21 protein-coding genes and 1 tRNA gene are annotated in these 13,242 nt (G+C 34.5%); 20 read left to right on the top strand and 2 right to left on the bottom strand.

The features are described from left to right. Window positions 1–21: 21 nt before the first annotated feature. The 18 genes from rplE (at window position 22) to prfA (ending at window position 10,476) form a co-directional block, all read left to right on the top strand. The gene (rplE, locus tag EV02_RS02090; protein ID WP_011819160.1) at window positions 22–561 is read left to right on the top strand and encodes a 50S ribosomal protein L5; all 540 of its coding nucleotides are present in this window, start codon (window positions 22–24) and stop codon (window positions 559–561) included. A gap of 9 nt (window positions 562–570) precedes the next feature. After that, window positions 571–972: a 30S ribosomal protein S8 gene (gene rpsH, locus EV02_RS02085; protein ID WP_032520066.1), complete on the top strand. Its 402-nt coding sequence runs from the start codon at window positions 571–573 to the stop codon at window positions 970–972. 12 nt (window positions 973–984) lie between these two features. Then, on the top strand, window positions 985–1,524 hold the full coding sequence (rplF, locus tag EV02_RS02080; RefSeq protein WP_032520068.1) for a 50S ribosomal protein L6: 540 nt from the start codon (window positions 985–987) through the stop codon (window positions 1,522–1,524). Window positions 1,525–1,538: 14 nt separating this feature from the next. Further along, window positions 1,539–1,907: a 50S ribosomal protein L18 gene (rplR, locus tag EV02_RS02075; RefSeq protein WP_032520069.1), complete on the top strand. Its 369-nt coding sequence runs from the start codon at window positions 1,539–1,541 to the stop codon at window positions 1,905–1,907. Between the two features lie 16 nt (window positions 1,908–1,923). Further along, the gene (rpsE, locus tag EV02_RS02070) at window positions 1,924–2,544 is read left to right on the top strand and encodes a 30S ribosomal protein S5 (RefSeq protein WP_032520070.1); all 621 of its coding nucleotides are present in this window, start codon (window positions 1,924–1,926) and stop codon (window positions 2,542–2,544) included. Window positions 2,545–2,549: 5 nt separating this feature from the next. Beyond that, window positions 2,550–3,008: a 50S ribosomal protein L15 gene (gene rplO, locus EV02_RS02065; protein WP_032520071.1), complete on the top strand. Its 459-nt coding sequence runs from the start codon at window positions 2,550–2,552 to the stop codon at window positions 3,006–3,008. A 29-nt stretch (window positions 3,009–3,037) separates the two neighbouring features. After that, window positions 3,038–4,357 (top strand): preprotein translocase subunit SecY, encoded by a 1,320-nt coding sequence (secY, locus tag EV02_RS02060; RefSeq protein ID WP_032520072.1) that lies wholly within the window; start codon window positions 3,038–3,040, stop codon window positions 4,355–4,357. Further along, window positions 4,357–4,905, top strand: coding sequence for an adenylate kinase (locus tag EV02_RS02055; protein ID WP_032520073.1), 549 nt, complete (start codon window positions 4,357–4,359; stop codon window positions 4,903–4,905). The genes secY and EV02_RS02055 overlap by 1 nt, the downstream gene beginning before the upstream one ends. 45 nt (window positions 4,906–4,950) lie before the next feature. Continuing rightward, a complete protein-coding gene (gene rpmJ / locus EV02_RS09230; RefSeq protein WP_011377173.1) occupies window positions 4,951–5,067 on the top strand; it encodes a 50S ribosomal protein L36 in 117 nt (38 codons plus the stop codon). Between the two features lie 41 nt (window positions 5,068–5,108). Beyond that, entirely contained in the window at window positions 5,109–5,474 is a 366-nt protein-coding gene (gene rpsM / locus EV02_RS02050; RefSeq protein WP_032520074.1) for a 30S ribosomal protein S13, read from the top strand. A gap of 44 nt (window positions 5,475–5,518) precedes the next feature. Continuing rightward, window positions 5,519–5,911 carry a 30S ribosomal protein S11 gene (gene rpsK / locus EV02_RS02045; protein WP_011863644.1) on the top strand — a complete coding sequence of 131 codons (393 nt, stop codon included), beginning with the start codon at window positions 5,519–5,521 and terminating at the stop codon, window positions 5,909–5,911. Window positions 5,912–5,964: 53 nt separating this feature from the next. Further along, entirely contained in the window at window positions 5,965–6,903 is a 939-nt protein-coding gene (locus tag EV02_RS02040; RefSeq protein WP_032520075.1) for a DNA-directed RNA polymerase subunit alpha, read from the top strand. Window positions 6,904–6,917: 14 nt separating this feature from the next. Further along, window positions 6,918–7,268: a 50S ribosomal protein L17 gene (rplQ, locus tag EV02_RS02035; protein ID WP_011863642.1), complete on the top strand. Its 351-nt coding sequence runs from the start codon at window positions 6,918–6,920 to the stop codon at window positions 7,266–7,268. A gap of 36 nt (window positions 7,269–7,304) precedes the next feature. Further along, the gene (gene truA / locus EV02_RS02030; RefSeq protein ID WP_032520076.1) at window positions 7,305–8,111 is read left to right on the top strand and encodes a tRNA pseudouridine(38-40) synthase TruA; all 807 of its coding nucleotides are present in this window, start codon (window positions 7,305–7,307) and stop codon (window positions 8,109–8,111) included. A 116-nt stretch (window positions 8,112–8,227) separates the two neighbouring features. Continuing rightward, entirely contained in the window at window positions 8,228–8,659 is a 432-nt protein-coding gene (gene rplM, locus EV02_RS02025) for a 50S ribosomal protein L13 (protein ID WP_011863640.1), read from the top strand. Window positions 8,660–8,668: 9 nt separating this feature from the next. Then, window positions 8,669–9,079: a 30S ribosomal protein S9 gene (gene rpsI, locus EV02_RS02020; protein ID WP_032520077.1), complete on the top strand. Its 411-nt coding sequence runs from the start codon at window positions 8,669–8,671 to the stop codon at window positions 9,077–9,079. A gap of 13 nt (window positions 9,080–9,092) precedes the next feature. Next, window positions 9,093–9,353: a 50S ribosomal protein L31 gene (gene rpmE / locus EV02_RS0108865; protein WP_032520078.1), complete on the top strand. Its 261-nt coding sequence runs from the start codon at window positions 9,093–9,095 to the stop codon at window positions 9,351–9,353. Between the two features lie 28 nt (window positions 9,354–9,381). Beyond that, the gene (prfA, locus tag EV02_RS02015) at window positions 9,382–10,476 is read left to right on the top strand and encodes a peptide chain release factor 1 (protein WP_032520079.1); all 1,095 of its coding nucleotides are present in this window, start codon (window positions 9,382–9,384) and stop codon (window positions 10,474–10,476) included. Between the two features lie 13 nt (window positions 10,477–10,489). Here the strand turns inward: prfA and EV02_RS02010 are convergent, their stop codons facing one another. Then, window positions 10,490–11,047 carry an HNH endonuclease gene (locus tag EV02_RS02010; protein WP_032520080.1) on the bottom strand — a complete coding sequence of 186 codons (558 nt, stop codon included), beginning with the start codon at window positions 11,045–11,047 and terminating at the stop codon, window positions 10,490–10,492. 17 nt (window positions 11,048–11,064) lie between these two features. Between EV02_RS02010 and alr the strand changes: the two genes are divergently transcribed. Together alr and EV02_RS02000 are read left to right on the top strand one after the other, a co-directional pair. Next, window positions 11,065–12,264 carry an alanine racemase gene (gene alr / locus EV02_RS02005; protein WP_032520081.1) on the top strand — a complete coding sequence of 400 codons (1,200 nt, stop codon included), beginning with the start codon at window positions 11,065–11,067 and terminating at the stop codon, window positions 12,262–12,264. A gap of 61 nt (window positions 12,265–12,325) precedes the next feature. After that, window positions 12,326–12,414, top strand: a tRNA-Ser gene (locus EV02_RS02000). Between the two features lie 32 nt (window positions 12,415–12,446). On the opposite strand, the gene EV02_RS01995 is transcribed toward EV02_RS02000, so the two are convergent. Further along, window positions 12,447–13,235, bottom strand: a complete 789-nt coding sequence (locus EV02_RS01995; protein WP_032520082.1) for a TIGR01548 family HAD-type hydrolase — start codon at window positions 13,233–13,235, stop codon at window positions 12,447–12,449. Window positions 13,236–13,242 lie beyond the last annotated feature (7 nt).

The following is a 13,242-nucleotide window of genomic DNA, read 5'->3' on the forward strand; positions in this document are numbered from 1 at the left end:
GACCAGAATTAACAAAAAATTATGACTCTAAAAAATCGCTACAAAGAATCAATAAGACCAAAACTTTTAAAGGACCTTGGTCTTAAGAATATTCATCAAGTACCTAAAGTTGTCAAAGTCAACGTTAACAGAGGTCTTGGTGAGGCAGCTTCAAATTCGAAAGCTCTAGAAGCCTCTTTAAACGAAATGGCAACAATTACAGGACAAAAGGCCCTTGTGACTAGGGCTAAAAAAGCTATTGCGGGTTTTAAAATTCGTGAGGGTATGCCGATTGGTTGCACTGTTACTTTGAGAGGAGACAGGATGTATTCCTTTTTGGAGAGATTTATAAATTTAGCTTTACCTAGAATAAGAGACTTCAGAGGAGTTAATCCAAAAAGTTTCGATGGGAGAGGGAATTATACCGTTGGAGTGAAAGAGCAATTGATTTTTCCTGAAATCTCTTTTGATAAAATAGATTCAATAAGAGGTATGGATATAACTATTGTCACTAGTGCAAAATCAGATCAAGAAGGTAAAGCTCTTTTGCAGGAGTTAGGAATGCCTTTTAGTAAGAATTAAATTAAAACTATGTCAAATCACGATCCTATTTCAGATATGCTTACTCGAATCAGAAATGCGAGTCAAAAAAAGCATACAACCACAACAATCCCAAGTTCAAAAATGTCCTTAAGTATTGCAAAAGTACTTCAAAAAGAGGGGTTCATTTCTGAAATTAACGAGGAAGGTGAAGGCTATAAATCACAATTAATACTTGGCCTGAAATATAGTGGTAAAAATAAATTCCCTACTATTCGATCTATGCAAAGAGTTAGTAAACCTGGTTTGAGAATTTATAAAAATACTAGAGCTTTACCAAAAGTTCTTGGAGGTCTCGGAGTTGCTATCATATCGACTTCTAAGGGTGTCATGAGTGATCGTGATGCTAGGAAGCAAGGTATAGGTGGTGAAGTACTCTGCTATGTTTATTAAGGAGGATTAATCATGTCAAGAATTGGAAAAACACCAGTGCTGATCCCAGATAAAGTAACTGTTGATTTTGATGGATTAACAGTAACGGTTAAAGGCCCTAAGGGTGAATTAAAACGTCAGATGCCGGAAGGAGTTAGTTTTGATAAAAAAGATAATACTGTTGTCGTAAGTCCTACTACCACCAAAATATTCTCAAGGCAAAGACATGGTTTATGTAGAGCCTTAATTGCAAATATGGTTAAAGGGGTTAGTCAAGGTTTTTCAAAAAAGCTGGAAATTGTTGGAGTTGGATCAAGAGCACAAGTAAAAGGCAAAAATCTTGTTGTTAGTGCAGGTTATAGTCATCCTATAGAAATGACCCCCCCTGATGGTATAACATACAAAGTTGAGAGTAATACAAACGTTACTGTATCTGGAATTGATAAGGAAATTGTTGGCAATGAAGCAGCAAAAATCAGATCAATTAGACCCCCAGAGCCCTACAAAGGTAAAGGAATTAAATACCATGATGAGAGAATTCTCAGAAAAGCTGGTAAATCTGGCAAAAAATAATTCCAATTAAAAAAATGACCAAACTTTCAAGGAAATTACAAACTCAAAAAAGACATAGAAGATTAAGGAGATTCTTAATTGGAGATGCTATGCGTCCTAGACTGTCTGTTTTCCGCTCTAATAACCATATTTATGCCCAGGTTATAGATGATAGCGCTCAAAAAACTATTTGTTCAGCTTCAACTATTGATAAAGAACTAAGAGAAAAATCTGAGAAATTACCCTCTGATTGTAATTCCTCATCCATTGTTGGAAAATTATTAGCAAACAGAGCAATAAAAAAAGGTATCAAGCAAGTAATTTTTGACCGTGGAGGTAATTTATATCACGGAAGAGTGAAAGCACTTGCTGATGCTGCTCGTGAAGCTGGCCTAGAATTCTAATTTTTAATTTATTACTATGACTGACACTCCAACAAAACAAGAAATTCAATCCAAGAATGATAAAGCCCCAGGAGCTATGCCTGGCGAGCAAAAAAAGAATAATCGAAATGATCGCAAAAGAAACAAAAGAGGTGATGCAAAAAATCTTGAAAGAGATTCTGATTGGCAAGAAAGGGTTGTTCAAATAAGACGTGTATCGAAAACTGTCAAGGGCGGAAAAAAAATGAGTTTTAGAGCAATAGTTGTTGTTGGTAATGAAAAAGGTCAAGTCGGAGTTGGTGTTGGTAAAGCTGGTGATGTTATTGGTGCAGTTAGAAAGGGAGTTTCAGATGGAAAAAAGAATCTTGTCAGAGTTCCATTAACGCCAAATAACTCAATACCAACTTTATCTTTAGGTAGTGATGGTGCTGCTAACGTGTTGATTAGGCCTGCCGCTCCAGGTACAGGTGTAATTGCTGGCGGTTCAATTAGAACAGTTTTAGAATTAGCAGGTATAAAAAATGTCTTAGCAAAAAGATTGGGCAGTAAAACACCTTTGAATAATGCAAGAGCTGCTATGGTAGCTCTCTCTCAATTAAGAACACATAAATCTGTTTCAAGGGAGAGAGGTATCTCACTTGAACAGCTTTACTCTTAAAAATCATGACTTCAACATTAAATACACTTAAATCAAACTCTGGCTCTAGAAAGAAAAAATTAAGAAAGGGTAGAGGTATTGCAGCTGGTCAGGGTGCTTCATGTGGTTTTGGAATGAGAGGACAAAAGTCACGTTCTGGAAGACCCACACGGCCAGGTTTTGAAGGTGGCCAAATGCCTTTGTATAGAAGAGTTCCAAAATTAAAGCACTTTGAAATAATTAATCAAAAGAACTTTTCTATAATTAATCTAGAAAAATTAAATGATTTCAAAGATAACGATACTGTTAACATAGACTCACTAGTTAAGAAAGGATTGATCTTCAAGCCCAAATTTCCTTTAAAAATTCTTGGTAATGGAAAACTTAATGTGAAGTTAAAAGTCCAAGCCCATGCATTTACAAAAGTTGCGAAACAAAAAATTGAGGACGCAGGTGGATCCTGTGAGCTTATAAATAATAAATAAATTTGCTAACAATTTAGGTAAACTTCAAAATGTTTGTCAATAAAAGTAGAAATCCTGGCGCTTCTGAAATTCTTTCCCAATTATTTTTAAATAAAGAGCTAAGAAGTAGAGTTTTAACAACTTTAGGTCTTCTTCTTTTAGTAAGACTTGGTATCTATATCCCCATGCCTGGGATTGATAGAGTTGCTTTTAAAAGTTTTATAGATCAAGGGGGTCAATTAATAGGTTTTTTAGATATTTTTACTGGAGGAGGAATTTCAACTTTAGGAATATTCGCATTAGGCATACTTCCTTTTATCAACGCATCAATTATTATTCAGCTTCTAACAGCTTCTTTGCCTGTACTTGAAGATTTACAAAAAAATGAAGGAGAAGCGGGAAGAAGAAAAATTGCTCAAATAACTAGATACGTTTCATTAGGATGGGGTTTTTTGCAAAGTATAATTTTTTCTTTAATTCTCAGACAATATGCTATCGAAGGTATAAGTGAAACTACATTTGTCTTACAAACCTCCATTGCCTTAGTTACTGGTTCAATGTTGGTAATGTGGTTTAGTGAAATAATTACAGAGAAAGGGATAGGTCAAGGTGCTTCACTGGTAATTTTTTTGAATATTGTTTCGACATTACCTAAGGCTCTGAGTTCAACTATTGAAAAAGCTCAAACTGGCGATAGAGGAGATGTTTTAGGTATAGCTGTTTTACTTGGAGTATTTTTACTGACAATTGTTGGGATCATTTTTGTTCAAGAGGGAGCCAGACGCATTCCTATTGTTAGTGCAAAAAGGCAAATAGGAAATTCAACACTTCTTCCTACAAGGCAAAGTTATTTACCTTTGAAATTAAATGCAGGAGGAGTAATGCCTATTATATTTGCATCTGCTTTAATCTTTTTACCCATAACCATTGCAAATGTTACGGGAAATCCAGTCTTAATAAAGTTAGCGAGTAGTTTAAATCCAGGATCTTCTAATCCATGGCCATATGCTCTTACATTCTTCTCCTTGATTTTGGGGTTCTCTTATTTTTATGCATCTCTTACCATCAATCCAGTGGATGTTGCTTCAAATTTAAAGAAAGGAGGAGTAGCGATACCAGGAGTTAGACCAGGAAGTAATACAGCAAACTATCTATCAGGTATACAAAATAGGCTGACATTATTGGGAGGATTATTTCTGGGTTCAGTAGCCATAATCCCAGCTGCAGTAGAAAGAGCTACAAATGTTCAGACCTTTCAAGGTTTAGGAGCTACTTCATTACTTATTCTTGTGGGTGTTGCTATAGATACTGCTAAGCAAATTCAAACTTATGTTATTTCACAAAGGTATGAGGGACTAATTAATAATTAATGAAGAAACATTTACTATTTTTAGGAGCTCCTGGAGCAGGGAAAGGGACGCAAGCGGAATTGCTAAGTCAAACTAATTCTTACTTACACCTTTCTACTGGTGAATTATTAAGAAAAGAAATCGAAATGAATACTGCCCTTGGTATCCAGGTAAAAGATATTATGAATCGAGGGGAACTTGTTAGTGACGAACTTGTATTAAAGATAGTAAGACATAATTTAGTTAAGGATAATGAAGGTTGGATTTTAGATGGTTACCCAAGAAATTTATCTCAAGCAAATTCATTGAATGAAGTCCTCAATGAAATAAATCAACCTTTAGAAGTGGTGTTTTATTTAGATATTCCAGAAGAAGTGCTAATTAAGCGTTTGCTTTTAAGAGGGAGAAAAGATGATACTGAAGAGACAATTAGAACAAGAGTTGATATTTATAAAAAAACTACAGAACCACTGATTCAATATTTCAAAGATCTCTCATTGTTAGAATATATTGATGCTGATAGAGATTTAAAAACTATTTCCTCTGATATCAAACAAAAAATGGCATGACGATGATGTAGAATATAATATTAACGTTTTATTTGTTAAACCCCTATGAAGGTCAGATCTTCAGTCAAAAAAATTAGTCCTGACGATCAGATCGTGAGGAGAAGAGGTAAAATCTATGTTATTAACAAGAAAAGACCTCGCAATAAACAACGTCAGGGTTAAATTTCAACCCTTAAATTCAAACTTTTACTTATTCAAAACACGTGGCCAGGATTGCAGGAATTGACATACCTCGCGAAAAGCGAGTTGAAATTGCACTAACATACGTCTATGGGATTGGTTTAACGAGATCAAAGCTAATTCTTGCTGATACGGGTGTAAACCCAGATACTCGTGTCAAAGATCTTTCAGATTCTGATGTTCAAAAACTTAGGGGTGCCACAGAAGAATTCACTTTGGAAGGGGATTTGAGAAGAAAAGAGGGAATGGCTTTAAAACGTCTACAAGATATTGGGTGTATAAGAGGAAGAAGACATAGAATGAGTCTTCCAGTAAGAGGTCAAAGAACTAGAACAAATGCCAGAACAAGACGTGGCTCTAGGAAAACGGTTGCTGGAAGAAAAAAATAATTAACTAAATCTATCTACAAATTGAAGTACTAAATTAAAACATTATGCCAGCTACAGTAAAAAAAACAGGTTCAAAGAAATCTAAACGTAATGTACCTAATGGTGTGGTACATATCCAAAGCACATTTAATAATACTATCGTCTCAATTACTGACACCTCTGGGCATGTAATTTCTTGGTCTTCAGCAGGTGCCAGTGGATTCAAAGGTGCCCGTAAAGGTACTCCATTTGCTGCTCAAACAGCTGCTGAAGCTGCAGCTAGAAGAGCACTTGATCAAGGCATGAGACAAATAGAAGTACTTGTTAGAGGCCCTGGCGCAGGTAGGGAAACGGCCATAAGAGCTTTACAAGTGGCCGGATTAGAAATAACTCTAATAAGAGATGTCACTCCATTACCTCATAATGGATGTAGAAGACCTAAACGGAGACGCGTTTAGGTCTTAACCATTCTCACCCCCCCAAAAAAAAACTCTTAACCTCATTATTTTCCGTGTTGCAATACCAGATAGACAGAATCGACCATCAAATATCAGATGATCGCTCCCAGACAGGAACTTTTTTAATTGGTCCTCTAGAAAGGGGACAGGCTACAACTTTGGGTAATTCTCTTAGAAGAGTCCTTATGGGAGGACTTGAAGGGAGTGCAGTGACTGCAGTAAGAATAGCTGGAATTAATCATGAATATGCCACTATTCCTGGAGTTAGAGAAGACGTTTTAGATATTCTCCTCAATTGCAAGCAATTATCAATAAATAGCTCTAATCCAGAGCTTGAAATTGGCAGGTTAGTAGCTAGTGGCCCAATGGAGGTGAAGGCGAATGATATTCAATTCTCCTCTCAAGTTGAAATTGTTGATGGCGAAAAACCGATCGCGACTATTCAAGAGGGTCATAATTTAGAATTGGAAATCCATGTTGAAAGAGGTGTTGGATATAGACCTGTGGATCGAAAGAGTGAAGAGACAACTGCAATTGATTTACTTCAAATAGATGCTGTATTTATGCCGGTGAAAAGAGTGAATTTTACGATTGATGAAACCGCTGTAGCAGAAGGAGGAACAGGAAGAGAAAGATTAAAAATGGAGGTAGTAACAGATGGCTCAACAAGTCCTGACGATGCTATTGCTCAAGCTGCAAATCAATTAATAGAACTCTTCCAACCCCTTGCTACTGTAACAATGGTTGAAGAAATTCCTGAGGAACCTGAACCATCTCCTGAAGCTCAAATTCCGCTCGAGGAACTAAACTTGTCCGTTAGAGCATATAATTGTTTAAAACGGGCGCAAGTTAACTCAGTTTCGGATTTAATGGGCTTCAGTTATGAAGATCTTCTTGAAATTAAGAACTTTGGCTCTAAATCTGCAGACGAGGTTATTGAAGCTCTCGAGCGCATAGGCATTTCTATTCCACAAAGTAGAACATCTGTTTAACAACTTTTAAGATTATGAGACACCAACTTAGAATTCCATTATTAAGTAAACCTGCTGACCAGAGGAAAGCACTTCTAAGAGGTTTAACTACACAATTAATTAGGGAAGGTAGAGTAACGACAACAAAAGCTAGGGCAAAAGCTTTAAGAAACGAAGCTGAAAGAATGATTTCACTTGCCAAAGAGGGAAGTTTAGCTTCCAGGAGAAGAGCTATTGGATATATTTATGATAAGAAATTAGTTCATTCATTATTTGAAAAAGCAAAGGAAAGATATGGAGACAGAAATGGAGGTTATACACGCATAGTAAGAACTGTATCTAGAAAAGGTGATAACGCTCAGATGGCCATCATCGAGCTAGTTTAAGTTAGTTAATAAAGGGGCTTTTTGGAAAAATAACTTTTGAAAAGGGTAGCTTTACTAGTCCAATATGACGGATCTCATTATTCAGGTTGGCAAAAACAAAAAAATACAACCACTGTTCAAGAAATTTTAGAAAGAGCTCTCTTAAAGATTACAAATCATAAAGTAAAGACATTTGCAGCAGGTAGGACTGATGCTGGTGTTCATGCATCAGGTCAAGTAGTACACTTTGATGTTGATTGTGTTATTCCAGGAGATAGTTATTCTGATGTTTTAAATAATCTTTTACCCTTAACAATTAGGATCTTGGAATCAGTTGAGGTTAAAGATAATTGGCATGCATGCTATTCAGCAATATATAGACATTATCGATATGTTATTAATAACAGTAAATTCCCTAACTTGTTTATCAATAATTGGTCATGGCATAGATATCAAAAAGTATTAGATGAAGATTTAATGTTAAATGCATCCAAGCGAATGGAAGGAGAACATGATTTTTTTGCTTTTCAGAAAAGTGGTTCTAATAGAATAAACTCTATTACAAATATAAAAAATATAGATATTAAAAGAGTAGAAAATTTGATTTTTGTTGATATTAAAGCTACTGGTTTTCTATATGGAATGGTCCGTTTAATTGTTGGTCAATTAGTTTTAGTTGGAGAAAAAAAAATATCGCCAGAAATTTTTACAGACAGATGGGTAAATAAAAAGAAAAATGATGTTAAAGAATCTGCTCCTGCTAAAGGGTTATGTTTTGTAAATGCTGTTTATGAAGAAAATATTTTTAAAAAGATTAATTACGATGATTTTTTCCCTGTATTTTTAATTAAGGGTTTTTCTTAAGTAAAATTTAATTAAAGCGGAATTTTGTATATAAATCATCCAAAACTGTTGTTTAATATTCCTCCAATAAGGTAGAATTTATAACTAACTTAAATTTATTTGCATAAATTTGGTAAATGAATAAAACAATTACTCCATCTTTAGAAACCATTGAAAGAAATTGGTTTTTAGTTGACGCAAAAGATAAGACACTTGGTAGACTTGCTACAGAAATTGCAACTGTATTGAGAGGTAAGAATAAACCAACATTCACACCTCATCTAGATACAGGAGATTTTGTCATAGTAGTAAATGCCGAAAAAGTTGAGGTAACAGGTAAAAAAGCATCACAAAAGTTGTATAGGAGACATTCTGGAAGGCCCGGAGGAATGAAAATTGAAAAATTTGAGTCTCTACAAGAAAGAATTCCTGAAAGAATCATTGAGCAAGCTGTTAAAGGTATGCTGCCTCATAATTCTTTAGGAAGACAGCAATTTAAAAAACTAAAAGTTTATAAAGGTGCTGATCATCCTCATGCTGCTCAGAATCCTGTATTATTAAATAGTTAATTTATCAAAATGAATAGTCAAATAAAAAACAAAGCTGTGTATTGGGGAACTGGAAGAAGAAAAACTTCAGTAGCTAGAGTTCGCTTGATTCCAGGAAATGGATTAATAAAAATCAATGGTCGTGCTGGAGATGATTACTTAAACTTTAATCCTCTGCACTTAAATTCAATAAAAGCACCTTTGCAAACATTAGGCCTTGAAAATTCTTATGATATTTTGGTAAATGTTTTTGGAGGTGGATTGACTGGTCAAGCTGATGCTATAAAGCAAGGTGCAGCTCGAGCACTTTGCGAATTATCTCCTGAAAATAGGAAACCGCTAAAAACTGAAGGCCATCTTAGTAGAGATCCTAGAGCTAAGGAAAGAAGAAAATATGGTCTTAAAAAAGCAAGAAAAGCTCCTCAATTCTCTAAACGTTAAAGGAATTTAAATCATGCCAAAATCAGAAATACACCCAAAATGGTATCCAGATGCAAAAGTTATTTGTAATGGAGAAGTTGTAATGACTACTGGCTCCACACAGCCTGAATTACATGTTGATGTTTGGAGTGGTAATCATCCATTCTTCACTGGAACTCAAAAGATTCTTGATACAGAAGGTAGGGTTGATAGGTTTATGAAAAAATATGGAATGGGTTCAGCCGATACTGCTTCCTCAACAGAGAAAAAAGAAGAAACAGATTCTAAAAAATAGAATTTTCAAAAATCAAGCATAATTTCAATTGGAATACTCAACATTAATTACAAGGTTGAAAACTGCTGCTGAAAGTTTTGAAAATTTGGAAGTGCAGCTTGCAGATCCTGATATAGCTAATGATCCAAAAAAATTAGAATCAATAGCAAAAGAAAGGTCAAAATTAGAACCTTTGGTTGTTGATTTTAATAAATTGCTTGATACTGATAAAGAAATCGAAGATTCAAAAAATTTACTAAAAGAGAATAGAAATGATAAAGAAATGGAATCTTTAATAAATGAGGAGTTAATAACTCTAGAGGAATACAAGAATGAACTGATTCAAAAAACCACAATCGCCTTATTACCAAAAGATCCAAGAGATGAGAGAAGTGTAATGTTAGAGATCAGGGCTGGTGCTGGAGGTAATGAGGCTTGTATCTGGGCGGGTGATTTAGCAAGAATGTATGAAAGATATGGACAAAAAATTGGATGGTCTGTCAAACCTGTAAGTGCTTCAGAGTCAGATATGGGAGGATTTAAGGAGTTAGTTATCTCAGTTAAGGGTAATTCTGTATATAGTCAACTTAAATTTGAGGCTGGAGTACATAGAGTCCAAAGAGTTCCCGCTACTGAATCTCAAGGCAGAGTTCACACTTCTACAGCTACAGTTGCTGTCATGCCTGAGGCTGATCCTGTTGAAGTTACAATTGATCCAACTGACTTAGAGGTTGGTACAGCAAGATCAGGAGGTGCAGGGGGACAAAATGTTAATAAAGTAGAGACTGCTATTGATCTTCTTCACAAGCCCACAGGAATAAGAGTTTTTTGCACTCAAGAGAGATCTCAATTGCAGAATCGTGAACGAGCAATGGAAATTTTAAGGGCAAAATTATATGAAATTCAATTAAAAGAAGCAAATGCGAAAGAGAGATCACAAAGGCTTTCGCAGGTTGGAACAGGCGATAGAAGTGAAAAAATTAGAACTTATAATTTTAAAGACAACAGAACAACTGATCATAGATTAGGTTCAAATTTCTCACTAGAACCAATTCTCGCCGGTCAATTGGACGAAGTGATTGATGCATGTATAGCCCAAGAACAAAAGAGAATGATGGAAGATTTTAGTAACGAATCGAATTAAGACCTTATTTTTGTTAGATTGCGACACCTATCACATATTTACTCCATTCTCTATGTCTGCCAGAGTCAATTTGTCTTGTAGCTTCAAAATTGAGATTGCTTAGTGGACGGTACGGCTTTCGTTTTAAAGGCATATTTGCCTCTTCAGGAGTACGGTTGCCTTTTTGTACATTACATCTAAGACATGCTGTAGTAACATTTTCCCAGTTATCAGTTCCACCTCTGCTTCTCGGTAAAACATGATCTATTGATAAATCACTACCTCTATAATTGCAGTATTGACAAGCATTGTTATCTCTTAGAAGAATATTTTTTCTTGTTAAAGAAACCTCTCTAAAAGGCACCTTAACGTAGTAACGTAGTCGTATAACAGTAGGTAATTTTCTTCCAAAATGAATTGAATATGATTTGTCTTCCTCTAAGCTTTCTGCTTTACCTTTAATCATTAAAATCACAGCTCTTCGCCATGAAGTGATGTTTAAAGGTTCATAAGATGCATTTAAAACTAGAGTCTGGCCCATGCCAAAATACAATTTACATGTCATGCTAACTGTATATTTCAATAAGCGCATATATTTGTGCAAAGTTAATGCAAAGACGGAAAGCAATTCAAGGATTTAATTTTGATAAATATCCATTTTTTGAAAGAGATATAGATCCGAAACAAAGAGCATGGATTGAAGTCAATGGTGAAGCAATAGAAAAAAATGTAAGACAATTAAGATCTAAATTAAGTAAAAGTTGTCAATTCATGGCGGTTGTCAAAGCTGATGGATATGGACATGATGCAAAAGTAGTATCTGAATATGCTATTAAAGGCGGAGCTTCAGAATTAGGTGTTGCCACCTTAAAAGAAGGTATTAAGCTTCGTTCTTCTGGAGTTAACAATCCAATTCTTGTTTTGGGAAATCTATATACGAAAAAGGATTTAATAATAGCCTTTAAAAATGATCTTATGCCAACTATCAGTAGTCTTAGAGAGTGTTTAATTTGCAACAATATTGGTAAGCAGTTTGGGTTGAAATATTCTTTACATCTTAAGGTTGATACTGGAATGTCAAGATTAGGATTTGAATCTGATAAGTTTATTCAGGAATTTGAAAAAATAAAATCTTTTGAAAACATTTCAATAGAAGGAATATATAGTCATTTATCATCTGCAGATGAAGATAATTCATTAGATCCTAAAAGCAGTACACAATTACAAAGACTTAAGTTTAAGGAATTATTAAAACAAATTAACGTTGATAGTGATCACAATATCAAGATTCATTTGGCAAATTCTGCAGGCATGCTTCTCAATAAGGATTTTCATTTTCATATGGTACGAGTTGGACTTTCTATGTATGGATATAGTCCTCTAGAAAAAATAGAAAAAAATTTATGTCTTAAACCAGCTTTATGTTTGAAGGTCAAAGTAGCTTTTATAAGAGTTATTGATCAAGGTGTAAGAGTAAGTTATGGAGGCAAATTTGTAAGTAGTAGAAAAACTAAGTTGGCTGTATTAAGTATTGGTTATGCAGATGGAGTCCCTAGAAATCTCTCAGGTAAGATAAAAGTTATCTTTAAAAATAAACTTTATCCCCAAGTAGGATCGATAACTATGGATCAAATGATGGTGGATATTACAGGTTCAGATGAAATTAAAGTTGGTAGTACGGTGGTATTACTAGGATCTGAAGGCGATAAAACAATTTCTCCCATTGATTGGGCAAGAGAATCTAATACTATTCCTTGGGAAATTCTTTGTTCTTTTAAAAATAGATTGCCGAGAGTTCAAGTTGATTAGACATTTCGATTAAATAAATAATTTTGAATGTTTGCAAAAAAATTGATAATCTATAAGAACTGGAGAGGTGGCTGAGTGGTTGAAAGCGGCTCCCTGCTAAGGAGTTACAGGAGGTAACTTTTGTCGAGGGTTCGAATCCCTCCCTCTCCGTAATTTATTAAGAAAATTTTTAATTAATATTTTTAAAATAAGTCAAAATTAATATCTATGAGGTCATAAATAGAATTTAAAATCAATTCAGCACCTGCTTTTTGAAGATTTTTTTCGTATGCATTTCGTTCTTTTAATCGGGACTTTGAATGTAAATGAGGAGGAGCTATTCCAATACTTATGAATTTCTGAGATGGAATTTCTTTTTTAGCGTTCATAACTGTATTTATATCTGCGATAGTATCTCCTACATATCCAATAGGAATATTTGATGAACCAAGTTTATCTCCGAGAAGTTTTTTGGATAAGTTAATAAAGCCTTTTGGATCAGGCTTGTCGGGCGCATCTCTCATAGATATTAATGGTGGTGATTTTAGACCAAGTCTTTTTTCTAAAACAAATTTTGCCGAGGCAGACTCTGCGCCACTTACAAAACCCCAAATTAATCCATTGCTTTCTAATAAATCAAAAAAATTTTTATCAACTAATAACTCTTCATTTGTTATTAATCCAGACCAATATTTGCTATCTTCATTTGGATCTCCTCCAAAGTAGAATTCTTCAAAGCATTTAACTATTTCCTCTTTTGAAGGTATTTCAATATTAAAGTTCTCTTTTTTTTTAAATCTTTTTATAAATTCTAAACTTAAATCCCAGTCATTATTCCAAATTCCTTCATTTTTGGCATTATCAATATCTATATAACTTGGCTCCCATCCAGTAAATTTGTAGACTGTTTTTTTTAATGAAAGTCTATAACTATTCTCTACGCTTCTTATTACACCATCTATGTCAAATAAAATTAAACCAACATTTTTCAACGTAATC

The organism is Prochlorococcus marinus str. SB, assembly GCF_000760115.1.
GTDB classification, from domain to species: domain Bacteria; phylum Cyanobacteriota; class Cyanobacteriia; order PCC-6307; family Cyanobiaceae; genus Prochlorococcus_A; species Prochlorococcus_A marinus_D.